Annotated in this window: 20 protein-coding genes, 3 tRNA genes and 2 pseudogenes; 19 read left to right on the forward strand and 6 right to left on the reverse strand. The window is 70.6% G+C overall.

The features are described from left to right. Window positions 1-202: 202 nt before the first annotated feature. A pseudogene (locus Tther_RS09770) lies at window positions 203-577 on the forward strand (molecular chaperone HtpG); the annotation flags it as partial. Between the two features lie 63 nt (window positions 578-640). On the opposite strand, the gene Tther_RS09775 reads toward Tther_RS09770, so the two are convergent. Continuing rightward, entirely contained in the window at window positions 641-1,246 is a 606-nt protein-coding gene (locus Tther_RS09775) for a hypothetical protein (RefSeq protein ID WP_143903368.1), read from the reverse strand. 98 nt (window positions 1,247-1,344) lie between these two features. On the opposite strand from Tther_RS09775, the gene Tther_RS09780 reads away from it, so the two are divergent. The 7 genes and pseudogenes from Tther_RS09780 (at window position 1,345) to Tther_RS09810 (ending at window position 8,688) form a co-directional block, all read left to right on the forward strand. Then, complete coding sequence (locus tag Tther_RS09780; protein ID WP_143903370.1) at window positions 1,345-2,214, forward strand: class I SAM-dependent methyltransferase; 870 nt, start codon at window positions 1,345-1,347, stop codon at window positions 2,212-2,214. A 2-nt stretch (window positions 2,215-2,216) separates the two neighbouring features. Then, a complete protein-coding gene (locus Tther_RS09785; protein WP_185975061.1) occupies window positions 2,217-3,446 on the forward strand; it encodes a cation:proton antiporter domain-containing protein in 1,230 nt (409 codons plus the stop codon). A gap of 12 nt (window positions 3,447-3,458) precedes the next feature. Next, on the forward strand, window positions 3,459-4,589 hold the full coding sequence (locus Tther_RS09790) for a YbdK family carboxylate-amine ligase (RefSeq protein ID WP_143903375.1): 1,131 nt from the start codon (window positions 3,459-3,461) through the stop codon (window positions 4,587-4,589). A gap of 81 nt (window positions 4,590-4,670) precedes the next feature. Next, the gene (locus Tther_RS09795) at window positions 4,671-5,828 is read left to right on the forward strand and encodes a pyridoxal-phosphate-dependent aminotransferase family protein (RefSeq protein ID WP_143903377.1); all 1,158 of its coding nucleotides are present in this window, start codon (window positions 4,671-4,673) and stop codon (window positions 5,826-5,828) included. 92 nt (window positions 5,829-5,920) lie between these two features. Continuing rightward, window positions 5,921-6,403, forward strand: a pseudogene (locus Tther_RS13775) (FIST N-terminal domain-containing protein); the annotation flags it as partial. Window positions 6,404-6,479: 76 nt separating this feature from the next. Next, window positions 6,480-7,049 (forward strand): FIST C-terminal domain-containing protein, encoded by a 570-nt coding sequence (locus Tther_RS09805; protein WP_143903379.1) that lies wholly within the window; start codon window positions 6,480-6,482, stop codon window positions 7,047-7,049. Then, on the forward strand, window positions 7,042-8,688 hold the full coding sequence (locus Tther_RS09810) for an ATP-binding protein (protein WP_143903381.1): 1,647 nt from the start codon (window positions 7,042-7,044) through the stop codon (window positions 8,686-8,688). Before Tther_RS09805 ends, Tther_RS09810 begins: the two co-directional genes overlap by 8 nt. Here the strand turns inward: Tther_RS09810 and Tther_RS09815 are convergent. Continuing rightward, on the reverse strand, window positions 8,628-9,464 hold the full coding sequence (locus Tther_RS09815; RefSeq protein WP_143903383.1) for an ABC transporter permease: 837 nt from the start codon (window positions 9,462-9,464) through the stop codon (window positions 8,628-8,630). The genes Tther_RS09810 and Tther_RS09815 overlap by 61 nt on opposite strands. A gap of 8 nt (window positions 9,465-9,472) precedes the next feature. Then, complete coding sequence (locus tag Tther_RS09820; RefSeq protein ID WP_143903400.1) at window positions 9,473-10,417, reverse strand: ATP-binding cassette domain-containing protein; 945 nt, start codon at window positions 10,415-10,417, stop codon at window positions 9,473-9,475. Between the two features lie 88 nt (window positions 10,418-10,505). Between Tther_RS09820 and asd the strand changes: the two genes are divergently transcribed. After that, window positions 10,506-11,366: an archaetidylserine decarboxylase gene (asd, locus tag Tther_RS09825; RefSeq protein ID WP_143903418.1), complete on the forward strand. Its 861-nt coding sequence runs from the start codon at window positions 10,506-10,508 to the stop codon at window positions 11,364-11,366. Window positions 11,367-11,394: 28 nt separating this feature from the next. Here the strand turns inward: asd and Tther_RS09830 are convergent, their stop codons facing one another. Continuing rightward, the gene (locus Tther_RS09830; RefSeq protein ID WP_425472821.1) at window positions 11,395-12,918 is read right to left on the reverse strand and encodes an AMP nucleosidase; all 1,524 of its coding nucleotides are present in this window, start codon (window positions 12,916-12,918) and stop codon (window positions 11,395-11,397) included. Window positions 12,919-12,920: 2 nt separating this feature from the next. Then, window positions 12,921-14,327 (reverse strand): glutathione-disulfide reductase, encoded by a 1,407-nt coding sequence (gene gorA, locus Tther_RS09835; RefSeq protein WP_143903402.1) that lies wholly within the window; start codon window positions 14,325-14,327, stop codon window positions 12,921-12,923. A 225-nt stretch (window positions 14,328-14,552) separates the two neighbouring features. On the opposite strand from gorA, the gene Tther_RS09840 reads away from it, so the two are divergent. After that, complete coding sequence (locus Tther_RS09840) at window positions 14,553-15,377, forward strand: MipA/OmpV family protein (RefSeq protein WP_143903404.1); 825 nt, start codon at window positions 14,553-14,555, stop codon at window positions 15,375-15,377. An 18-nt stretch (window positions 15,378-15,395) separates the two neighbouring features. On the opposite strand, the gene uvrA is transcribed toward Tther_RS09840, so the two are convergent. Continuing rightward, window positions 15,396-18,368 (reverse strand): excinuclease ABC subunit UvrA, encoded by a 2,973-nt coding sequence (gene uvrA / locus Tther_RS09845; protein ID WP_246098993.1) that lies wholly within the window; start codon window positions 18,366-18,368, stop codon window positions 15,396-15,398. A 348-nt stretch (window positions 18,369-18,716) separates the two neighbouring features. Here uvrA and trpE point away from each other — a divergent pair, with 348 nt between their 5' ends. From trpE to Tther_RS09890, 9 genes are all read left to right on the forward strand, one after another. Then, complete coding sequence (trpE, locus tag Tther_RS09850; RefSeq protein ID WP_143903408.1) at window positions 18,717-20,237, forward strand: anthranilate synthase component I; 1,521 nt, start codon at window positions 18,717-18,719, stop codon at window positions 20,235-20,237. Then, window positions 20,234-20,812, forward strand: a complete 579-nt coding sequence (locus tag Tther_RS09855) for an aminodeoxychorismate/anthranilate synthase component II (protein ID WP_143903410.1) — start codon at window positions 20,234-20,236, stop codon at window positions 20,810-20,812. The genes trpE and Tther_RS09855 overlap by 4 nt, the downstream gene beginning before the upstream one ends. Further along, a complete protein-coding gene (gene trpD, locus Tther_RS09860; RefSeq protein WP_143903412.1) occupies window positions 20,809-21,864 on the forward strand; it encodes an anthranilate phosphoribosyltransferase in 1,056 nt (351 codons plus the stop codon). The genes Tther_RS09855 and trpD overlap by 4 nt, the downstream gene beginning before the upstream one ends. Then, on the forward strand, window positions 21,861-22,664 hold the full coding sequence (trpC, locus tag Tther_RS09865) for an indole-3-glycerol phosphate synthase TrpC (RefSeq protein WP_143903414.1): 804 nt from the start codon (window positions 21,861-21,863) through the stop codon (window positions 22,662-22,664). The genes trpD and trpC overlap by 4 nt, the downstream gene beginning before the upstream one ends. Further along, the gene (locus tag Tther_RS09870) at window positions 22,661-23,221 is read left to right on the forward strand and encodes a hypothetical protein (protein WP_143903416.1); all 561 of its coding nucleotides are present in this window, start codon (window positions 22,661-22,663) and stop codon (window positions 23,219-23,221) included. Before trpC ends, Tther_RS09870 begins: the two co-directional genes overlap by 4 nt. Window positions 23,222-23,236: 15 nt before the next feature. Then, window positions 23,237-23,322: transfer RNA gene (locus tag Tther_RS09875), tRNA-Tyr, on the forward strand. Between the two features lie 67 nt (window positions 23,323-23,389). Next, window positions 23,390-23,463, forward strand: a tRNA-Gly gene (locus tag Tther_RS09880). 63 nt (window positions 23,464-23,526) lie between these two features. Then, a tRNA-Thr gene (locus tag Tther_RS09885) sits at window positions 23,527-23,601 on the forward strand. Window positions 23,602-23,671: 70 nt separating this feature from the next. Further along, window positions 23,672-23,798: GTP-binding protein (locus Tther_RS09890; RefSeq protein WP_236640437.1), on the forward strand; the 127-nt coding region annotated here is incomplete at its 3' end.

A 23,798-nucleotide genomic window follows, 5' to 3' on the forward strand; every position in this document is an offset into this window, starting at 1 on the left:
AGCAAGATCGCATAAGCGGCTTCCAAGGGGTTGGTTTCGACTCGTATTGCCATGAGGGTTACACTCCTTTCTCGAAGTCATGGCGTCAGACCCACCCTCGCGCTGTCTGCTGGGCGGGGAGCGTAGGCGCGTAGCGCCGGAGATCCCCGCCCAGCAGACAACCGGCAAAATGGAATTTACAGAAAGAACGATACACAACTAGAAAAAGGCCACGCAAGAGGCGGCCGAGGCCCTGCAGCCGGTGCTGGCGCGCTTGCGCGAGACGCTCAAGGACCGCGCCAAGGACGTGCGCGTGACGAGCCGGCTGGTCGACTCGCCCGCCTGCCTGGTGGTGGACGATGGCGAGTACTCGCTGCAGCTGGCGCGCTTGCTCAAGGCCGCAGGCCAAAAGGCCCCGGAGGTCAAGCCCATCCTGGAGATCAACCCCGGCCACGCGCTGGTGCGCAAGCTGTCGGAGGCGGGCGAGCGCTTCGACGACTACGCGCACATCCTGTTCGACCAGGCGATGCTGGCCGAAGGCGGCTTGCCCGACGACCCGGCGGCCTATGTGCGCCGGGTCAATGCGCTGCTGGTCTGACCCGCGCCGGTGACCGGGGGTGCCGGTGCGCCGCCCGGCCCTTTGCGCCCCGCTGCGGGGAGGTCAGTGCGCCATGCCGTCGGCCAGCGTGCCGGTGAACTCGATGATCTTGCGGTGATCCGGGGGCAGCAAGGTGTACTTGATGCCCTCGGCCGAGAGCGCGGTGCGGATCTCCGCATCCATCTCGCGCGCGCGGTTTTCGTCCTGCAGGCGGCCGGCGCGGATGTAGGGCTTGTCCGGGTCGCGCTGGGCAAAGATGTTGATGTGGTCGAACTGGCGGTACCACTCCAGGATGTGCCGGCGCGTCTTGTCCACGTCGCAGATGTTGTCCGGGTGGTGCGCGTTGTAGTAGAGCAGCTGGGGCAGGCCGCCCTCGGTGACCAGAAAGTGCACCTGCCCGTCGAGCACCTCGAGCAACCGGTACTGCTGCCAGGCGATGCTGTATTGGTTGCGCAGCGCCTCGAAGTCGTTTTGCCACACGAGCAGTTTGGCGACCTCGGGCACCTGCTCCACGGTCTTGTGCATCAGGTGCAGCTTGAGCACGATGGCCGACGAATACAGCGACTTGTCGCAACCGGGGCCGCCGATGATGTTGATGACTTTGGTGGGGTAGCGGCGCAGTTTTTGTTCCGGCGGTTTGGGCGTCACGTAGCCAATGATGGTGCCCATGGCGGTCTCCTGGGCCGGACGGGATCCGGCCTGTGGAAATACTAGCACCGCACGCGCCGATTGGGGCATGGGCGGCGTGGGGCCCGTATGATCGGCGCATGTCTGCAAGCAAATCCCTGCGGCACGCAGCGGCGCGCGCCGATGTCCCCGCCGAGGTGCTGGCCGAGCTGCACCCCGGTCAGTCGGTGGCGCTGCTGCAGGCGCTGCACATCCTCACGCGCGACGGGCGGCTCAACCAGGACTCGCGCCGCAAGCTCAAGCAGGTCAACCACCTGCTGCAGTTCATCGAGCCCTTGCTGCAACAGGCGCTGGACGCGCGCGGCGACGTGACGCTGGTGGACCACGGTGCCGGCAAATCCTACCTGGGGTTTTTGCTCTACGACCGCTTTTTGGCCGCGCGTCCGGTGGGCGCCGTGTGGGGGGTGGAAGCGCGCGTCGAGCTGGTCGAGCGCTCGGCCGCGCTGGCGCAACGCCTGGGGTTTGCGCGCATGCATTTCGTGGCGGCGACGGTGCGCGACGCCATGGCCACGCTGCCCACGGATGTCGATGTGGTGACGGCGCTGCACGCTTGCGACACCGCCACCGACGACGCGCTCGACTTTGCCCTGCAGCGCCAAGCGCGCGCCATCGTCGTGGTGCCGTGCTGCCAGGCCGAGGTGGCCGCCGCGCTGCGCCGCCACAAGGCGCTGCAGCTGGCGCGCACGCCGCTGGCCGAGCTGTGGCGCCACCCGCTGCACACGCGCGAATTTGGCAGCCAGGTCACCAATGTGCTGCGCTGCCTGCGGCTCGAAGCCAGCGGCTATGACGTCACGGTGACGGAGCTGGTGGGCTGGGAGCATTCGATGAAAAACGAGCTCATCATCGCGCGGCGCACCGGCCGGCGCAAGCGCAGCGCCGCCGAGCGGCTGCAGCGCATGCTCGATGAGCTGGGGTTGGCGGAACTGCGTCCGCGTTTCGCGGTCGCATGAACATGGCAGGTGTCGATCCCTATCTGGCGTCGCTGACCGTGTGGCCAGCGCTGCTGTGGCTGGCCTGGTGGCTGGGCGAGCGCGCGCAACCGCGCGGCGTACCGCGCGTGAGCGTGTACGTCGCGGTGGGGCTGCTGGGCAGCGCCATCGGGCTGGCCCCCGCGCCGGCGGTGGCCGGGGGCGGCGCGGCGCTGCTGGCGCAATTTGCGTTGGCGCTGGTGTTGTTCGAGCTTGGCTGCCGCATCCACCTGGGCTGGTTTCGCCACAACCCGTGGGTGTTGCTGATCGGGGTGGTGCAGTCGGTGGCGATCTTCGGCGCCGTGGTGTGGGCGCTGGGCGCAGTCGGCGTCGCGGCCGAATGGCGCCCGCTGGTGGCCGCAGTGGCGGTCGCGGCATCGCCCGCCAGTCTGTTGCGCGTGGCCCATGACGTGCGCGCCGCAGGTCAGGTCACCGAGCGCGCGCTGCACCTGGCGGCCATCCAAGGGGTGATGGCCGTGCTGTTCGTCAAAGGGGCGTCGGGCTATTGGCACCTCAGCGCCGCGGGCGACTGGGCGCAGGCGGTGCTCAGCAGCGCGTATGCCGTGGTGCTGTCCGCGGCGCTCGGGGTGGCACTGGCCGTGGTGGTGTCGGCTCTGGTGCGCGGGCCGTATGGATCCCCCAGCGCGCCCACGGTGGGGTATGCGCTGGCGCTGGTGTGGTTGACCTTCGTCAGCGATGCGCTGCGCCTGTCGCCAATGCTGGCGGCGTTGAGCTTTGGCGTGCTGCTGCGCGAGCGGCGCGTCTACGTTGCCAACGCGCAACGCGACTTTGGCACCCTGGGGCTGTTGTTGGGGGTGTTTTTGTTCGTGTACGTGGGCTCGCGCATGTCCTGGGGGGCGCTGGCGCAGGGTGGGGTGTGGGCGGCCGCCGGGGTCGTGTTGGCGGCGCGGCTGGGTATCCCGGTGGTCTTGAACGCCGTGTTGGCCGTGCCCAGTGGCACCACCGTGCGCAAAGGCGCGCTGACCGGCGTGGCGCTGCTGCCCATGTCCGCCATGACGCTGTTGCTGCTGGAGCGCAGCATCGCGCTGGGGCTGCCGCCGGCGGCCGAGGCCTTGTGGCACCTGACCGCGGCGCTGCTGTGGCTGGAGCTGCTGGGCCCCTGGCTGACGCAGTGGGCGCTGGTGGCGGCGCGCGAGGCCGCCCATCCCACCCTGGGCCCTGCGCCCGCCGCGGCACCACCCCCATCCCCCTGATTGCCAACCGCCATGCCGCTGGAACCCTTCAAGACGTCCGATGCGCTCTCGATGGGCGTCGAGCTCGAGCTGCAGATTGTCAACACCTACGACCAGGATCTCTCGAGCAGCGCCGACGACCTGCTGGCGCTGCTCAAGCGTGCGCCCTTCCCGGGCAGCGTCACGCCGGAGATGACGCAGAGCATGATCGAGATCGCCACCGGCGTGCACACCCGCCACGACGAACTGCTGGCACAGCTGCGCGCCATCCGCGACACGTTGGTCGCGGCAGCGGACCGCCTCAACGTGGCCCTTGCCGGGGGCGGTACGCACCCGTTTCAGCGCTGGTTCGAGCAGCGCATCTTCGACAAGCCGCGCTTCCAGCAGCTCTCGGGCCTGTATGGCTATTTGGCCAAGCAGTTCACGGTATTCGGGCAGCACGTGCACATCGGCTGCCGCTCGGCGGATGAGGCCCTGCTCCTGCTGCACGCGCTCAACCGCTACGTGCCGCACTTCATCGCGCTGTCGGCCTCGTCGCCGTTTTTTCAGGGCGTGGACACGCTGTTCGACTCGGCGCGGCTCAATTCGGTGTTCGCCTTTCCGCTCAGCGGCCGCGCGCCCTTCGTGCTGCGCTGGGACGAGTTCGAGCAAGGCTACTTTCGCAAGATGGAGTCCACGGGCGTGGTCAAGTCCATGAAGGACTTTTACTGGGACATTCGCCCCAAGCCCGAGTACGGCACCATCGAGCTGCGCGTGTGCGACACGCCGCTGACGGTCGAGCGCGCCGCGGCCTTGGCGTGCTACCTGCAGGCGCTGTGCCGCCACCTGTTGGAGGGCGGCGAGCCGCCGCCGCAGGAAGACGATTACCTGGTCTACACCTACAATCGCTTCCAGGCCTGCCGCTTTGGGCTGGACGGCACGATGGTGCACCCACGCACGCGCGAGCCGCTGTCGATCCGCGAGGACATCCTGGCCACGGTGCGCCGGCTGGCGCCCCATGCCGATGCCCTGGGCAGCCAGGCGGCGCTGGCCGAGATCGAGCAGGTGGCCGGCGCTGCGGGCAACCACGCACGCCAGTTGCGCGCGGTGCATGCGCGCACCGGCAGCATGCAGGCCGTGGTGTGCGCCGCGGTCGACGCGCTGCGTGGCGGCGTGCTAAGCTGACCGCCATGCCGTGGGCGCGCGCGGCCACTGGGTTGGCGCGGGCGCCCCGATCCCTTGCATCCACCACAGGAGACGACGCCGATGCCCGGCCTGCTGCCCCACATCGACCCGGATGGTTTGCTCGAATTTTCGGTCGTCTACACCGACCGCGCGCTCAACCACATGTCCCAGCGCTTTCAGCGCGTCATGACCGACATGGGTGGCATCCTCCAAGAGGTGTATGGCGCGCATGCGGTGGCGCTGGTGCCCGGCAGCGGCACCTTTGGCATGGAGGCCGTCGCGCGGCAGTTGGCCACCGACCAGCGCGTGCTCGTCATCCGCAACGGCTGGTTCAGCTACCGCTGGACGCAGATCTTCGAGATGGGCCGCATCCCGGCGGAGGCGCATGTGCTCAAGGCGCGCCGCGTGGCCGAAGAGCCGCAGGCGCCGTGGGTGCCCGCACCCGTGGACGAGGTGGTGCGCACCATCCAGGCGCTGCGGCCGGCAGCGGTGTTTGCGCCGCACGTGGAGACGGCCGCCGGCATGATGCTGCCGGACGACTACCTGCGCGCGGTTGCCGACGCGGTGCACGCGGTGGGCGGCCTGTTCGTGCTGGACTGCATCGCCTCCGGCGCGATGTGGGTGGACATGCGCGCCACCGGCGTGGACGTGCTGATCTCGGCGCCGCAGAAGGGCTGGAGCGGCTCGCCCTGCTGCGCCATGGTGATGCTGTCAGAGCGTGCGCGCCAGGCCGTCGACGCCACCACCAGCACCAGCTTTGCCTGCGACCTCAAAAAGTGGCTGCAGGTGATGCAGACCTACGAGCAGGGCGGGCACGTCTACCACACCACCATGCCCACCGACGCGCTGGCGCGGCTGCGCGACGTGATGCAGGAGACGCGCGAACACGGCTTCGCCGCGATGAAGGCGGCGCAGGTCGAGCTGGGCCGGCGCGTGCGCGTGCTGTTCGAGGCGCGCGGGCTGCGCAGCGTGGCGGCCCCGGGCTTTCAGGCGCCGGGTGTGGTGGTCAGCTACACCGACGATCCCGAGATTGCCAACGCCAAAAAGTTTGCCGCCGTTGGCCTGCAGACCGCCGCCGGCGTGCCCCTGATGTGCGACGAGCCGGCGGACTTTCGCACCTTCCGCATCGGCCTCTTTGGGCTGGAAAAGCTGCTGCACATCGAGCGCACCGTCGGCCACCTGCGGCAGGCGCTGGACGCGCTGGGCCTGCACGAGCGCGCGCCGGCCGCCGCGGCCTGATGGCGCACGCACCGGGGCGGGGTATTCACGTAAAAATGCGAAAACCTTCCTAGAATTCGCTAAAAACTCTCCGCCCATCGCCCCGTCGTGCCATGTTGACCGAACCCCTTGTCGCCTTCACCCCCGACCCCGCGCCGGCCGCGGTGCAGCGGCTGGCCGCCGACGCGCTGGCGCAGGGCGCGCGCGGCCTGATCGTCTGGGCGGCGGATGCCAACGGCGTCACCCCGGCCGACGTCGACGCGTGGCTGGCGGGCCTGTCGGTGCCGGTGGCCGGCGGCGTGTTCCCGCAGTTGATCCACGGTGGCGAGAACCACGAGCGCGGTTACGTCGTCGTCGGCTGGCCCAGCGACTTCGAGGTCGTGCATGTCGACGGCCTGTCGCGCGACGACACCGATGCCGCGGCAGCGCTGGCGCAGGCGCTGCGGGCGCCGGACGGCGTGGCCGCCGTGATGGTGTGGGTCGACGGGCTCGCGCCGCGCATCGCCGCCACGCTGGATGCGGTGTACGACCAGCTCGGCAGCGACGTCACCTACTTCGGCGGCGGCGCCGGCAGCCTCAGCTTCCAGCCGCGCCCCTGCCTGTTCAGCCGCGAGGGGATGCGCGCCGACGCGCTGCAGCTGGTGCTGCTGCGCGAGCGGCTGGCGCCGGGGCGTGGACCACGGCTGGCAGCCGCTGGCCGGTCCGTTCGTCGTCACCGGCGGCCATGGCCCGGTGATAGAGTCGCTCGACCACCGCCCAGCCTACGAGGTCTACCGCGCCGCGGTGCGCGGCGACGCCGGGCGCGACCCGGCGCCGGAGGGCTTCTTCGACGTCGCCAAGGGCTACCCGTTCGGGCTCGACAAGCCCGACGGCCGGCTGGTCGTGCGCGACCCGATCACCATCGAGGGCGGCAGCCTGCGCTGCGTCGGCGACGTGCCGCCGTACAGCCTGGTGCACCTGCTGCGCGGCGACCCCCAGGCGCTGGTGCAGGCGGCGGCGCGCGGGGCGCAGGCGTTGGCCGGCACGCGCGGGCCGGTGCTGGTGGCCGACTGCATCAGCCGTGTGCTGTACTTGGAGCAGCGCTTCGGCGAGGAGCTGGCCGCCATCCGCGCCGTCGTTGGCACGCGCGCGCTGGCCGGCGTGCTGACGCTGGGTGAGGTGGCCAACGGCGGCGACACCTGTCTGGAGTTCTACAACAAGACCATCGTGTTGGCCGCGCTGGCCGCCGACGCCGATGCCTGAGCAGCTGTTGCGCCGCAACCTGGCGATCGTCTCGCTGCAGTACGAGCTGGCGCTGTCGATCGGGCAGGACCTGCATCTGGAGCCGATGCTGCGCCGCTTCGTGCCGACGGCGCTCAAGCTCCTGGGGGCGCGCGCCGGTGCGGTGTGGGAGGGCGACGCGGCGCCGGTGCTGGTGTACCCGGCGCGCGTGCGCAAGCACCTGCCGCCGCCCCAGGATTGGCCGCCGCCGGCGCTAGGCGCGGCGCGGCCGGCGCACGACGGCGGCGTGTGGCAGCGCGCGGCGCTGCCGGGCTTTGGCTGGATCGCGTGGCTGCGCTCGCAGCCGGTGGACGACGATGTCGAGCGCGCGCTGTCGCCGATCTGGCAGCGGCTGGCGCTGGCCTGCCGCGCCTGCCGCCAGCACGAGCAGACCGAGGAGCTGCGCGCCCGCGCCGAGGCCGCCAACGTCGCGCGCGGGCAGTTCCTGGCCAACATGAGCCATGAGATCCGCACGCCGCTCAGCGGCGTGGTCGGCATGCTGGAGCTGGCGCTGGACCAGACCGCCGAGCCTGCGCTGCGCGAGACGCTGGCCACCGCGCTGGGCGCGGCGCGGCACTTGATCGACATCGTCAACGACATCCTCGACCTGTCCAAGATCGAGGCCGGCCGGCTGGAGCTGCGCAACGAGTCGTTCGACCCGCGCGCGCTGCTGCGCGACATCGAGGGCGCGATGCAGGCTTCGGCGCGCCTGAAGGGCCTGACACTGACGGTGCAGGGCGGCGAGGCACTGCCGCCGCGCGTGCGCGGTGATGCCACGCGGCTGCGCCAGGTGTTGTTCAACCTGGTCGGCAACGCCATCAAGTTCACCGACCGCGGCGGCGTGACGCTGGCGGTGCGCGCCGAGCCGCAGCCGCACGGCCGCTGGCGCACCGAATGGGCGGTGCATGACACCGGCATCGGCATCCCGCCGGCGCATCTGGCGCGCATTTTCGACCCCTTCGTGCAGGGGGAGGGCGCCGCCAACCGCCGCTACGGCTGCACCGGGCTGGGGCTGGCGATCAGCCGCGAGCTGGTGCAGCGCATGGGAGGCGCGCTCACCGTGCAGAGCACGCCCGGGCAGGGCAGCACCTTCACCGTCACGCTGCCGCTGGCGCCGGCCGAACCGGCGCAGGATGTCATCCTCCCGCCCACGGCCGCGCCGGCCCCTGCCAGCGGCGACGCCGAGGCCGCGCTGCCGCTGGACATCCTGGTGGCGGAGGACCACCCGGTCAACCGCCGCGTCATCGAGGCGCTGCTGACGCGCGCCGGCCACCGCGTTACCTTCGCCGACGACGGCCGCGCCGCGGTGGCGCTGGCGCAACAGCGCGCCTTCGACCTCGTGCTGATGGACATGCAGATGCCGGAGGTGGACGGCCTGCAGGCCACCGAGGCGCTGCGCCGCTGGGAGACCACACAGCCGGGGCGCGCGCCGCTGCGCATCGTCGCGCTGACCGCCAACGCCTTCGGCGAGGATCGCGAGCGGTGCCTCGCGGCCGGCATGAACGGCTTTCTGGCCAAGCCGATCGAGCGCGCCGCGCTGCAGCAGGTGCTGGCCGACGCTCAACGCGCAAAGCGCTTGCGCGTCAGCGCCAGCGCCAGCCAAAACGCCGCGAGCGCATAGCTGGCCAGCACTGCCAGGTGCTGCGCCGCGTCGGCCGGCCAATGGTCGAGGAACAGCGGTCGCACCAGTTGCACCGCGTGCGTCAGCGGCAGCACGTCGCCGACCGCCTGCACCCAGCCGGGCAGCTGCTCACGCGGGAAGAACACGCCCGAGACGAACATCATGGGCGTGAGAAACAGCGTGAAGTAGTAGGTGAAAAAGTCGTAGCCCTTGGCCAGCGCGTTGACGATCAGCGCCAGACTGGCAAAGGTCACGCCCACCAGCGCCAACGCCAGCCACGCCAACGCCAGCTTGGGGCTGTGGCTGATGCCCAGCGCCAGCATCACCACCAGGATCGCGGTCACCGTGAACAAGGCCTTGAAGGCCGCCCACAGCATCTCCGCCAGCACGATGTCGTCCAGCGTCACCGGCGCGTTGAGGATGCCGTCCCAGGTCTTTTGCACGTGCATGCGCGAAAACGCCGAGTACAGCGCCTCGAACGTGGCGGCGTTCATCGCGCTCATGCAGATGCTGCCACTGGCCAGGAACACCAGGTAGGGCACGGTCTGCGTGCCGCCGTCGGGCAGGGCCACCGCGACGCTGCCGACCAGCGATCCCATGCCGTAGCCGAAGGCCACCAGCCAAATCAGCGGCTCGGCGATGTTGCCCACCAGGCTGGGCACGGCCAGTTTGCGCCAGACCAGCAGGTTGCGCAGCCACACCGCGGCGAAGGCGCGGCTGGGGCGCGGCGGGGACCATGGTGCGGCGATGGCAAAACGGGTGGGCGGGGTGCTCATGGCAGGGGTCAGCCGTCCGCGCGGATCTGGCGGCCGGTCAGTTTGAGGAACAGGTCTTCCAGGTTGGCGGGACGGTGCAGCATGCGCAGGCGCGGCCGCTCGCCCAGGTGCGCCAGCAGCGGCCGTGCGTCGTCGGTGTACAAAAAGAGGGTTTCGCCGCTGGTTTCCATGCGGCGCACGTGCACGCGCGCCTGCACGTCCAGCAGGTCCGCTGCGGGGCCAAGCGCAGCCCCTTGCTCGCCGTAGAGCTCCACCACCTCGGGCTCGAGGTGCTGGGCGATGAGCTCGCGCGGGCGGCCTTCGGCGATTTTGCGGCCATGGTCGATGATCACTAGCCGGTGGCACAGCCGCTCGGCCTCGTCCATGAAGTGCGTGGTCAGCAAAATGCTCTTGCCCTGCTGCAACAGGCGTTGCAGGCGCTCCCACATCAGGTGGCGCGCCTGCGGGTCCAGGCCGGTGGTGGGCTCGTCCAGCAACAGCAGCGCCGGGTCGTTGACCAGGGCGCGCGCCAGGCTGAGCCGCCGGCGCATGCCGCCCGAGAGCTCGCCCGGGCGGGCGTCGGCCTTGTGCGCCAGCGCGGCAAAGTCCAGCAGTTGCGCGATGCGCGGACGCAGCGCGGTCGCCCGCAGGCCAAAATAGCGCCCATAGACCAGCAGGTTCTCGGCGCAGGTGAAATCGGGGTCCAGCGTGTCGAACTGGGCCACCACGCCCAGGCGGGCCTTGATCGCCTGCGCTTCGGCCGGCATGTCGCGCCCGAGGATGCGGATGCGTCCGGCGTCCGGCGCGGTCAGCCCCAGCGCCATGCGCAGCGTGGTCGTTTTGCCGGCGCCGTTGGGGCCCAGCAGGCCCACGCATTCGCCCGGGGCGATGGCAAACGACAGGTCGTCCACCACCGTCTGGGCACCATAGCGCTTGGTCAGCCCCTCGATGTGCAGCAGTGCGTCGTCGGCCATGCGCCCATTGTGCCGTGTCGTTGCACCCCCGGCGGGGCCGACGGGCATCCGCAGCGCTGCGGCAGGCGCCGATAATCGCCCCATGACCATTCTGGACCAAGCGGCCATCTGGCTGCAATACGCCCTGCCCCAGCGCGCCTTGACCGAGCTGGCCGGGGCGCTGGCGCGCCGCCCGCTGGGCGCGGTGACGCAGCGGGCGATACGCCGCTTCATCGCCCGCTACGGCGTGGACATGACCGAGGCGGCACAGCCCGACCCCGCCGCGTACGCGACGTTCAACGATTTCTTTACCCGCGCGCTGCGCCCTGGGGCCAGGCCGCTGGCGCAGGCCGACCTGGTGTGCCCGGTGGACGGGGCGATCAGCCAGTGCGGCCCGATCGCCGGCGACCGCATCCTGCAGGCCAAGGGGCACGACTACACGGTGGCGGCGCTGTTGGGGGGCGACGCTGCGCTGGCGGCGGCGTTTGCCGACGGCACCTTTGCCACGCTGTACCTGAGCCCGCGCGACTACCACCGCATCCACATGCCGTGCGCCGGCCGGCTGCGGCGCATGGTGCACGTGCCGGGGGCGTTGTTTTCGGTCAACCCCGCGACGGCGCGCGGGGTGCCGGGGCTGTTCGCGCGCAACGAGCGCGTGGTGTGCGTGTTCGAGGGCGACGTCCGCGGACGGCGCGTGCCCTTCGTGCTGGTGCTGGTGGGGGCCACCATCGTCGGCAGCATGGCCACGGTGTGGCATGGGGTGGTCAACCCCCCGCGCCCGGGGATCGTGCGGCGCTGGGACTACGACGAGCGCGACATCGCGCTCGCGCAAGGGGCCGAGATGGGGCGCTTCCTGCTCGGCTCGACGGTCATCGTCCTGCTGCCGCCCGGGTGCGCCGAGCTGGCGCCGGACTGGGCGCCGGGCCGCCCGGTGCGCATGGGCGAGGCGATGGGCCGCTGGTGCGCCTGAGGTTGGCGCGGCCCCACGCCGGGCGCCGCTACTGAAACGCCACCTCGTCGAAGCTGCGCAGCTTGCGGCTGTGCAGCTGGTCCACGCCCGCAGCGCGCAGCCGTTCGATGGCGCGCAGCCCGATGCGCAGGTGCTGGTCCACCCGCTCGCGGTAGAACCGGTCGGCCATGCCGGGGAGCTTGATGGCGCCGTGCAGCGGTTTGTCGCTCACGCACAGCAGCGTGCCGTAGGGCACGCGCAGGCGAAAGCCGTTGGCGGCGATGGTGGCGGATTCCATGTCCAGCGCGATCGCGCGCGACAACGACAGGCGCTGCTGCACCACGCGGCCGGGCAGCAGTTCCCAATTGCGGTTGTCGGTACTGGCCACGGTGCCCGTGCGCAGCACGCGCTTGAGGTCGGCGCCGTGCAGGCCGGTCACATCGGCCACGGCCCCTTCGAGCGCCTGTTGGATTTCGGCCAGGGCCGGGATCGGCACCCACAGCGGCAGTTCCTCGTCCAGCACGTGGTCTTCGCGCACATAGGCGTGGGCCAGCACGTAGTCGCCCAGCTGTTGGCTGTGGCGCAGGCCGGCGCAGTGCCTCAGCATCAACCAGGCGTGGGGGCGCAGCACGGCGATGTGGTCGGTCGCCGTTTTGGCGTTGCTGGGCCCGACGCCGATGTTGACCAGCGTGATGCCGCTGCGGTCGGCGCGCACCAGGTGGTAGGCAGGCATTTGCGGCATGCGTGCGGGCGGCCCGCCTTCGGGGCCTGCCAGCGCCGCGCGTTGCGCCGCGCTCAGGTCGTGGCGCCAGGTGACCACGTTGCCCGGCTCCACGAACGCCACATAGTCGCTGTCGGCGCGCGCCATTTCGGCTTGGCCGACGCGGATGAACTCGTCCACATAAAAGCCGTAATTGGTAAAGAGGACGAAGTTTTGAAACCACGCGGGCGCGGTGCCGCTGTAGTGGCGCAGGCGCTGCAGCGAGTAGTCGATGCGCGCGCCGCGAAACAGCGCCAGCGGCTGGGTGCCGGGGTCATGCGCCAGGTGCAGCCCATTGGCGATGGCGTCGTCCATCGCCGTCAGGTCGGGCAGGTCGAACACTTCCGCCAGCCGGGTGCGCTGCAGGGGGCTGAGTTCGCCTTCGAAGGCGCTGTCCTCGCCCAGGGCGAAATGCAGCGGAATCGGCTCGTGCCCGAGGGCGATTTCCAGCGGCTGGCCGTGGTGGTGCAGCAGCAGCGCAAACTGCTCGCGCCAGTAGTCGGCAAACAAGTCGGGGCGGGTCAGCGAGGTTTCGTAGCGTCCCGGCCGGGTGACGAAACCGTAGCTCTGGCGCCGCCGCGGCTGGCGGCCATCGGGCGCGCGCGCCACCTGCAGCCGCACGCACGGGTAGTGGGCGCGCACGCGCGCCAGCGGCGTGTCGGGCGCCAGCGGCTGGCGCAGGTAGTCGTCCAGCGCCTGGCGCAGATGCTCGACCGCGGCCTGGTACAGGCGGGCGGCGTGTGCGACGGCCGCGTCGGCATCGTCAAAGCGTTGCGGCGCGACGAACTCGGGCGTTCGGGTGGGCGGCATCATGGTCAGCCGATGGCGGTGGGTTCGCGCAGGGTCACGAATTCTTCGGCCAGCGTGGGGTGGATGCCCAGCGTGGCGTCGAACTGCGCCTTGGTCGCGCCGCAGCGCAGCGCCACGGCAAAGCCCTGCACGATTTCGCCCGCGTCCGGCCCGACCAGGTGCAGGCCCACCACCCGGTCGGAGGCGTCGTCCACCACGAGCTTGACCAGGGTGCGCTCCTCGCTGCCGCTGAGCGTGTGGCGCAGGGCGCGGAACTCGCTGCGGTAGATGCGCAAGCGCCCATACCGCTCGCGGGCCTGCGCCTCGGTCAATCCCACCGTGCCCACGTTGGGCGCGGTGAACACGGCGGTCGGGATCAGATCGTAGTGTGCGCTGCGCGGGGCGGCCCCCGGGGCCGGCCCGTACAGGTGATCGACCAGTGCCATGGCTTCGGCCAGCGCCACCGGCGTGAGCTGCACGCGCGCGGTCACGTCCCCGATCGCGTAAAGGCTGGGCACGTTGGTGCGGTAGTGCTCGTCCACCAGCACCGCCCCCTGCGCCCCCAGCGCCACGCCCAGCGCCTCCAGCCCCAGGCCCTGGACGTTGGGCACACGCCCCGTGGCGTACAGGATGGCGTCGGCCACCAGCCGGTTGCCGTCTTCCAACACCGCGTGCAGGCCGTCGGCCTCGCGCTGCACCGCCACCACGCCGGTTTGCAGGCGCAGGTCCACCCCTTTCTTGCGCATTTCGGCCGCCAGAAAGTGCCGCACCTCGTCGTCGAAGCCGCGCAAAATCTGCTCGCCCCGGTACAGCTGCGTCACCTGGGCCCCCAGGCCGTTGAAGATGGAGGCGAACTCGCACGCGATGTAGCCGCCACCGACCACCACCAACCGCTGCGGAAAGGGGGCGAGGTCGAACACCTCGTTGGATGTGATGACGTGCTCACGCCCGTGGAAGTGCGGCACGTGGGGCGTGCCGCCGGTGGCGATCAGGATGCGCTCGGCCCGCCAGCGCTGGTGGCCGGGGCTGCCGTCGGCGTTGAGGGTGGCGAGTTCGACCGTGTGTTCGTCGCGCAGCCGTGCCCAGCCACTCAGCACGGTCACGCCGCTGGCGCGCAGCAGCCGGTCGTAGACGCCATTGAGGCGCGCAATCTCGGCCGCGCGGCGGCGCTTGAGCGTGTCCCAGTCCAAGGTGGCCGTGGCGGTGTGCCAGCCGTAGCCGCGCGCTTCCTCGAACGCCTCGGCGTAGTGGGCCGCGTAGCTGTAGAGCTTCTTGGGGATGCAGCCCAGGTTGACGCAGGTGCCACCCAGCCCATCGAGCCCCTGGGCCTCGGCCAGCGCGACGCGCACGCCACGCTGGGCTGCCATGCGCGCCGCGCGCACGCCACCGCTGCCGCCGCCGATGACGAACAGATCAAAGTCGAAACTGCTCATGCTGGTCACATCCTTGCGCTGCCATGGGGGTGTCCGGGGTGCGGGGATCGGCTTGCCGATGGCCCATGGTGCACTCTATGATGCCAGCAAAGGAGCCTTCATCATGCGCACGGGTCATTTCCCTTCCGCAGCAGGCGCTGCGTGCCGTCGGGCGACAAGCGCCGCCGTGCTGCTGTGCACCGGTGCAACCCTTGGCATCGATGCCCTCAAGGGCGTGGCGCAGCGATGAGGCAGCCGTCACGCTGGTGGGTGTGTGGCGCGTTGGCCGCTGCGCTGCCGCTGACGGTGCAGGGGCAGGAGGGGGAGTCCGCGCGCCCGGCGCTGGGCTATGTGCTTGGGGGAGGGCTGTCGGTGGGCCGCGATGCCGTGGGGTCGTCCGGTTATGCCCTCGGGTTGCGGCCTGTCTGGGGTGTGTGGTGGGGGCGCTTTCGCCTCTCCAGTGGCGGCGCAGCGTCCCTGTGGAACGTTGGACGCGAGACGGTGGTCGATGCCGGCCTGAGCACCACCCTGGTGAGCCGCTCGAACGCGTCGCTGAGTGCCTCGCTGCGCTGGGACGAGGGGCGCGCGGCCGATGACGACGACCCGCGGCTGCGCGGCGTGCCAGCCGTGCGCGCCACGCTGCGCGGCCGGCTGGCGCTGGGGTATGCCTTGCGCCCGGGCTGGTCGGTCCGGGCGGGCATCAGCCAGGATTTGCTGGGCCGCGGCGGCGGCACGCAGTGGTCGGCGGGTCTGGCCTACCGTCACCCGGTGTCGGCGCGCAGCCACTGGGATCTGTCGGCCGAGCTGACGGGAGGGAGCGCCGCCTATCGCCTGGCCCACTACGGCATCGCGCCGGCGGCAGCGGGCCCCACCGGGCGGGCGGCCTATGTGCCCGGGGGCGGCCCCGAAAGCGTGCAGGTGGGCTGGGGGCTGGTCTCGGCGCTGGACCAAGACTGGGTGCTCTACGGCGGTGTCGGGGTCACGCGCCTGCTGGGAGCGGCGGCGCGCAGCCCGCTGGTCGGCGCGCGCCAGACCTGGGGCGCCAGCGTCGGCGTGGCCTACCGGCGCTGAGGCACCGCGTCCTCTCGGTCAGCCGCGCGCCAGCACCCGGGCCAGGTAGCGCCCGGTGTGGCTGTCGGGGTGGGCGGCCACCGCTTCCGGGGTGCCACAGGCCACGACCGTGCCGCCGCCGGCACCGCCCTCCGGGCCCATGTCGATGACCCAGTCCGCGGTCTTGATGACGTCCAGGTTGTGCTCGATGACGACGATGGTGTTGCCCGCGTCGCGCAGTTGGTGCAGCACGCGCAGCAGCAGCTCGATGTCGGCAAAGTGCAGTCCGGTGGTCGGCTCGTCCAGGATGTACAGGGTGCGGCCGGTGCCGCGTTTGGAGAGCTCCTGCGCCAGCTTGACGCGCTGCGCCTCACCGCCCGAGAGCGTGGTGGCGCTTTGGCCCAGGCGCAGGTAGCCCAGCCCGACGTCCAGCAGCGTTTGCAATTTGCGCTGCAAGGTGGGCACGGCGCCAAAGAAGGCGTGCGCTTGCTCCACGGTCAGGTCCAGGATCTCGGCGATGTGGCGGCCCTTGTAGCGCACCTCCAGCGTCTCGCGGTTGTAGCGTGTGCCGCCGCAGACGTCGCAGGGCACGTACACGTCGGGCAGGAAGTGCATCTCGACTTTGACGACGCCGTCGCCCTGACAGGCTTCGCAGCGCCCCCCCGGCACGTTGAAGCTGAAGCGCCCGGGGCCGTAGCCGCGCTCGCGCGCGGCGGGCGTCTCGGCCATCAGCTCCCGAATCGGCGTGAACAACCCGGTGTAGGTGGCCGGGTTGGAGCGTGGCGTGCGCCCTATCGGGCTTTGGTCCACGGCGATGACCTTGTCGAAGTGCTCCAGCCCCTCGATGGCGTCGAACGGTTGCGGCTCGTTGTGGCTGCGGTAGAGGTGGCGCGCCACCGCGCGCAGCAGCGTGTCGTTGACCAAGGTGGATTTGCCCGAGCCGCTGACGCCCGTGACGCAGGTCAGCAAACCGATCGGAAAGTCCACCGTGACGCCGCGCAGGTTGTGCCCGCGTGCGCCGATCAGGCGCAGGGCCGCCGTGGCCGGCACCGCCGGATCGCGCTGCCGGGCGTTGGCGCGGTCCGCGCGGCCGGGCCAACCGCCGGCGCGCCGGGGTACCGGTGCGGCGCCATCCGCGGCGCTGGGTTGCGATGGCTGCCACGGTGTGCGCCGCGCGGGCACCGCAATGCGCCGCCGCCCCGACAGATACTGTCCCGTCAGCGAGGCCGGCTCCGCCGCCACCGCCTGCCAGTGCCCCTGGGCCAGCACCTGCCCGCCGTGCACGCCGGCGCCCGGGCCTAGGTCGATCAGGTGGTCGGCGGCGCGCATCATGTCCTCGTCGTGTTCGACCACGATGACCGTGTTGCCGAGGTCGCGCAGGCGCTTGAGGGTGTCGATGAGGCGGTCGTTGTCGCGCTGGTGCAATCCGATGCTGGGTTCGTCGAGCACATACATCACGCCGCTGAGGCCCGAGCCGATTTGGCTGGCCAGGCGGATGCGCTGCGCCTCCCCGCCCGAGAGGGTGTCCGCGCTGCGCGCCAGCGTCAGGTACGGCAGCCCGACGTCGTTCAGAAAGCGCAGCCGCGCGCGGATTTCGCGCACCACCTTGTCGGCGATCTCGGCGCGCGCGCCGTGCAACGCCAGCGTGTCGAAGTAGGCCAGCGCCTCGGCCAGCGTCATCTCGCCAATGGCGTGGATGTGGCGGCGCTGCGCACCGTCGCCCAGATAGACCCGCAGCGCCTCGGGCCGCAGCCGGGTGCCCCCACAGGCCGGGCAGGTGTGCGTGCTGCGGTAGCGGCCCAGCTCCTCGCGCACGGTGGGCGAGTCGGTGTCGCGCCAGCGGCGCTCGAAGTTCGGCAAGATGCCCTCGAACGGGTGGTGCTTGGTTACGCGCCGCCCACCGTCGGCGCCGTATTGGAAGGCGATGGCTTCGTTGCCGCTGCCATACAGCAGCACCTGCTGCACGGTCTTGGGCAGGTCCTGCCATGGCGTTTCGGGGTCGAAGCCGTAATGCGCCGCCAAGCACTCGATCAGGGCAAAGTAGTGCGCGTTGCGCCGGTCCCAGCCCTTGATGGCGCCACTGGCCAGGCTCAGCTCTGGAAACGCGACCACGCGCGCCGGATCGAACAGCTCCACATGCCCCAGGCCGTCGCAGCGCGCACAGGCCCCCTGCGGCGCGTTGAAGGAAAACAGCCGCGGCTCGGGCGGCGCTTGCGTGTGGTCGCACACCGGGCACGCGTAGCGCGACGAAAACGCGTGCATCGTCTGCGTATCCAGATCGAGCACCCGGACCTTGCCGTCGCCCACGCGCAAGGCGGCCTCCAGGCTCTCGGCCAGACGCTGGCGGGCGTCGGGGCGCACCCTCAGGCGGTCGATCACCACCTCCAGCGCGGCGCCGGGCCGCAGCAGGCTGGCGGCCTCCTCGCCTTCGGCCACCGTGCCGTCGACGCGAAAGCGCACATACCCCTGCGCCTGCCACGCGTGCAGCGCGGCGGCGGGGTCGGCCGCGGCCGACCCCGCCAGCGGGGCCAGCACCATCAGCCGGGTCTCGGCGGGCAGGGCCAACACCGCGTCCACCATCTGGCTTACCGTTTGCACCCGCAGCGGCAGGTCGTGCGTGGGGCAGTGCGGCACGCCGGCGCGGGCAAACAGCAGGCGCAGGTAGTCGTGGATCTCGGTCACCGTCCCGACGGTGGAGCGCGGGTTGTGGCTGGTGGCTTTTTGCTCGATCGCAATCGCCGGGCTCAACCCTTCGATCAGGTCCACGTCCGGCTTGTCCATGCGCTCCAAAAACTGCCGCGCATAGGCCGACAGGCTCTCGACGTAGCGGCGCTGGCCCTCGGCGTACAGGGTGTCGAACGCCAGGCTGGATTTGCCCGATCCCGATGGCCCCGTGATCACCACCAGCGCATCCTTGGGGATGTCCAGGTCCAGATTGCGCAGGTTGTGCGTGCGCGCGCCGCGGATGCGGATCACACGGTCGGCCTGGGGGCGCGGGGGTGGGGTCGACATGATGGGGGCAGTTGCGGGACAACCCACCATCATAGATCGCGCAGCAGCGCGCCAGCTTTGCTACACTGTGGCGCATGTCCGTGGTCCGCAGCACCTTCGACGCCCGCCTGGCAGCCGCCCTCAAGACCGGCCGCCGGGAGGCCTGGCCCTGGCGCAAGCCAACGACACGCGCCTGATCCCCCTTGATTCCCGCGGGCGCGCACGCGCCGCTGCCCCTGCGCAGCCGACAAGCCGTGCCGCCGCTGCATGGGTCGCGTGGTGCGACCCGCCCCGTTGGACCCCGCAGGCCCCGCCGGCCATCCCGTCCGGGAGCGCCCGCCGGTCTGCCCCGCCAGGAGCCCCGTTGCCGTGATCACCGAACTGGAATTTCGCAGCCTTGCCGCCGACGGCTACAACCGCATCCCGCTCATCGCCGAGGCCTTTGCCGACCTCGAGACGCCGCTGTCGCTCTACCTCAAGCTCGCCCACGCCAACCACGGCGGGCGCAACAGCTTTTTGCTCGAGTCCGTCGTGGGTGGCGAGCGCTTTGGTCGCTACAGCTTCATCGGCCTGCCCGCGCGCACCTGGCTGCGCGTGAGCGGCTTTGGTGACCAGGCGCGCACCGAGGTGGTGCGCGACGGCGCCGTGGTCGAAACCCTCAGCGGCCATCCGCTGGACGCCATCGCGGCTTATCAGCAGCGCTTTCGCGTCGCGCTCAGCCCCGGTCTGCCGCGTTTTTGTGGCGGGCTGGCGGGCTACTTCGGCTACGACACGGTGCGCCACATCGAGCGCAAGCTGGCCCACACCTGCCCGCCCGATCCGCTGGGTTTGCCGGACATCCTGCTGCTGCAAACCGAGGAGCTCGCGGTCATCGACAACCTTTCGGGCAAGCTGTACCTGATCGTCTACGCCGACCCCGCCCAACCCGAGGCCTACGCCAGTGCGCGGCGGCGGCTGCGCGAGCTCAAGGAGCGGCTGCGCTACTCGGTCAGCGCCCCGGCCGTCAAGGCGGGCGAGGCCTACCCCGCGCAGCGCGAGCGCACCCAGGCGGACTTCATGGCTGCGGTGGAGGAGGCCAAGGCGCTCATCCAGCAGGGCGACTTCATGCAGATCGTGATCGGTCAGCGCATCCACAAGCCCTACCGGCACAGCCCGCTGAGCCTCTATCGCGCGCTGCGCTCGCTCAACCCCAGCCCCTACATGTACTACTACAACCTGGCCGGGGCGGACGCGCGCGGCAGCGACTTGCACGTCATCGGCGCCTCGCCCGAAATCCTGGTGCGCCAGGAGCGCACCGACGACGGCGTCAAGGTCACCATACGCCCGCTGGCCGGCACGCGGCCGCGCGGCGCCACGCCGGAAAAGGACAAGGCGGCCGAGCAGGACCTGCTGGCCGACCCCAAGGAGCGCGCCGAGCACGTCATGCTGATCGACCTGGCGCGCAACGACATTGGCCGCATCGCCGAGATCGGCAGCGTGCGCGTCACCGAGGCGTTTGCGGTGGAGCGCTACAGCCACGTCATGCACATCGTCAGCAACGTCGAAGGCACGCTGCGCCCGGGCTTGAGCAGCATGGACGTGCTGCGCGCTACCTTCCCGGCGGGCACGCTCACCGGTGCGCCCAAGGTGCACGCCATGGAGCTGATCGACCGCCTGGAGCCCACCAAGCGCGGCATCTACGGCGGCGCGGTCGGCTACCTGAGCTGGGCCGGCGACATGGACCTGGCAATCGCCATCCGCACCGGCGTCGTGCACGACGGTACGCTCTACGTCCAGGCCGCCGCCGGGGTGGTGGCCGATTCGGTGCCCGAGCTGGAGTGGAAGGAAACCGAGCACAAGGCCCGTGCGCTGCTGCGCGCCAGCGAGCTGGTCGAGGAGGGGCTGGAATGAGCCGCGTCAAGCTGCTGATGGTGGACAACTACGACTCGTTCACCTACAACTTGGTCCAGTACTTTGGCGAGCTGGGCGCCGAGGTCGAGGTGTTCCGCAACGACGAGATCACGCTGGAGGGCATCGCCGCGCGCGCGCCGGACCGGCTGGTCATCTCGCCCGGGCCATGCTCGCCGGCCGAAGCCGGCATCTCGGTGGCGGCCATCCGCCACTTTGCCGGCCGCGTGCCGATCCTGGGCGTGTGCCTGGGGCACCAGAGCATCGGCGCCGCGTTTGGCGCGCGCATCGTGCGCGCCCGCGAGCTCATGCACGGCAAGACCAGCGTCATCACCACCACGCAGGAGGGCGTGTTCGCCGGCCTGCCGCGCCAGTTCACCGTCAACCGCTACCACTCGCTGGCCATCGAGCGCGCCACGCTGCCCGAGGCGCTGGCCATCACCGCCTGGTGCGACGACGGCGAGATCATGGGCGTGCGCCACCGCGAACTCGCCGTGCAGGGCGTGCAGTTCCACCCCGAGAGCATTCTCACCGAGCACGGCCACGCATTGCTGAAGAACTTTTTGGAGGCCGCATGATGCACACCCACAAGATCACGCCGCAGGAAGCCCTGCAGCGCACCATCGAACACCGCGAAATCTTCCACGACGAGATGCTGCACCTGATGCGGCTGATCATGAGCGGTGAGATCTCCCCGCTCATGACGGCGGCCATCATCACCGGCCTGCGCGTCAAGAAGGAGACCATCGGTGAAATCACCGCCGCGGCCCAGGTGATGCGCGAGTTCTCCACCAAGGTGCACGTGGAGGACACCACGCACCTGGTCGACATCGTCGGCACCGGCGGCGACGGGGCGCACACCTTCAACATCTCCACCTGCGCCATGTTCGTCGCGGCCGCGGCGGGCGCCAAGGTCAGCAAGCACGGCGGGCGCAGCGTCAGCAGCAAGTCCGGCAGCGCCGATGTGCTGGAAAGTCTGGGCGTCAACATCAACCTGCCGCCGGCCGCCATCGCGCAGTGCATCCGCGAGGTCGGCATCGGCTTCATGTTCGCGCCCAACCACCATCCGGCGATGAAAAACGTCGCCCCCGTGCGGCGCGAGATGGGCGTCAAAACCCTCTTCAACATCCTCGGCCCGCTGACCAACCCGGCTGGTGCTCCCAACATCCTGATGGGGGTCTTCCACGCCGATCTGGTCGGCATCCAAGTGCGGGCGCTGCAGCGCCTGGGCACGCAGCACGCGCTCGTGGTGTATGGCAAGGACGGCATGGACGAGGTCAGCCTGGGCGCCGCGACCATGGTTGGCGAGCTCAAGGACGGCGAGATCATCGAATACGACATCCACCCCGAGGACTTTGGCCTGGCGATGGCCAGCCACCGCGCCTTCCAGGTCGCGACGCCCGAGGAGTCGCGCGCCCTGTTGCTTGCGGTGCTCGACGGCCAACCGGGGCCGGCGGCCGACATCGTGGTGTTCAACGCAGGGGTGGCCCTCTACGCGGCCAATGTGGTCGATTCGATCGAGGCGGGCATTGCGCGCGCGCGTGCCGCACTGGCCAGCGGCGCGGCCAAGGCCAAGCTGGAGCAACTCGTCGCCACCGCACACCGGCTGGGCGCGGAGGCGCAGGCATGAGCGACATCCTGCAGCGCATCTGCGCCACCAAGCGCGAGGAGGTGGCCGCGGCGCGCGCGCGCGAGCCCCTGGCCGCCGTGCGCGCGCGTGCGGAGGCGAGCCGGCGTGACGATCCACCGCGCGACTTCGTCGGCGCGCTGCGCGCCGCGGTGGACGCTGGCCGCGCCGCCGTCATTGCCGAGGTCAAAAAGGCCAGCCCGTCCAAGGGTGTGCTGCGCGCCGATTTCGACCCCGCGGCCATCGCCGCCAGCTACGCCCGCCACGGCGCTGCCTGCCTGTCGGTGCTGACCGACGTGCCGTACTTCCAGGGGCATCCGGACTACCTGGCACAAGCGCGCGCGGCGGCGGCGCTGCCGGCGCTGCGCAAGGACTTCCTGGTCGATCCCTACCAGGTCTGGCAGGCGCGCGCCTGGGGGGCGGATGCCATCCTGCTCATCGCCGCCTGCCTGGACGACGCGCAGCTGGCGGACTTCGAAGCCATCGCGCACGAGCTTGGCATGGCGGTGCTGGTCGAGGTGCACGACGACGCCGAGCTGGAGCGCGCGCTGCGCCTGCACACGCCGCTCATTGGCGTCAACAACCGCGACCTGCGCACCTTCCAGGTTGCGCTCGAGACCACGCTGCGCCTGCTGCCGCGCGTGCCGGACCAGAGGCTGCTGGTCACCGAAAGCGGCATCACCACCCCCGCGGACGTGCAGCGCCTGCGCGCGGCCGGTGTGCACGCCTTTTTGGTGGGCGAGGCGTTCATGCGCGCGGCCGACCCGGGTGCCGCCCTGGCGGCCTTGTTTGCCGACGCATGAGCGCGCCACGGCTGCCCACGGGGAGCACGCCCCACCACCAGCCGTGTCCTGGCGCGCGCACCGGCTTCGTGTTCATCTGTCCGGGGCGCTTCGAGGCGCAGCGTGGCTACCCGTGCGCGGCGGGCACGGGGGCCAACCTGGCCCGCGCGCTCATCGAACTGCACCGCCGTGACCCGCTGCGCTTCCCCTCGCCGCAGCGCGCCGACTACGTCATCACCAACGCCTGGCCGCAGGTCGAATACCCGGCCCTGACCGGCCGCTCGGTGCCGACCGTGGCCGAAGTGCTGCAGCCCGACAACCTGCAGCGCTTGGCTGCCGAATTGGCCGGCCTGCGCTGGGTGGTGGCCTGTGGCACCCAGGCGCACGAGGCGTTGCGTGCGCTGCGCCAGCGTTCCGGGTGGGCGGCCGCGCTGGCGTGCGTGCGCCACCTGAGCCAGCGCGCCGTCAACGGCATCCGCGGCGCCGACGACACGGCCGGGCGCATTGCCCTGTGGTGCACCGACGTGCTCGAACAATTTTGCGCCCAGGACGAAAACGGGCGCGAAAACGTGGCATAATCTGGGGCTCTCGCCGGAGGGGTGCCCGAGTGGCTAAAGGGGGCAGACTGTAAATCTGTTGGCTTACGCCTACGTTGGTTCGAATCCAACCCCCTCCACCAGCGATGCCGGTTGCGTTGGCAAGAGAGAAGGCAGTGAAAGCCCGCGTCCGAATCAGGCGGGGTTCTCGCGGGAGTAGTTCAATGGTAGAACCTCAGCCTTCCAAGCTGATGACGCGGGTTCGATTCCCGTCTCCCGCTCCAGCGCGCGGCCGGTGGTTGGTGTTGGCGAACGGTTTTGTTGTGGTCGCTGCAAGGCGGTCGCAGGCCCATGTGGCTCAGTGGTAGAGCACTCCCTTGGTAAGGGAGAGGTCGGCAGTTCGATCCTGCCCATGGGCACCAACGCTGTTGTCCTGGCCCCACGTCGGGGCGTGTGAGTGAGTTCGGCAAACATCCATTCGGAGCGGTAACGATGGCAAAGGAAAAATTCGAGCGGACCAAGCCGCACGTCAACGTGGGCACGATTGGTCACGTGGACCACGGCAAGACGACGCTGACGGCGGCGATCACGACGGTGCTGGCCAGCAAGTTTGGTGGTC

Source organism: Tepidimonas thermarum, from assembly GCF_007556705.1.
Taxonomy (GTDB): Bacteria; Pseudomonadota; Gammaproteobacteria; order Burkholderiales; family Burkholderiaceae_C; genus Tepidimonas; species Tepidimonas thermarum.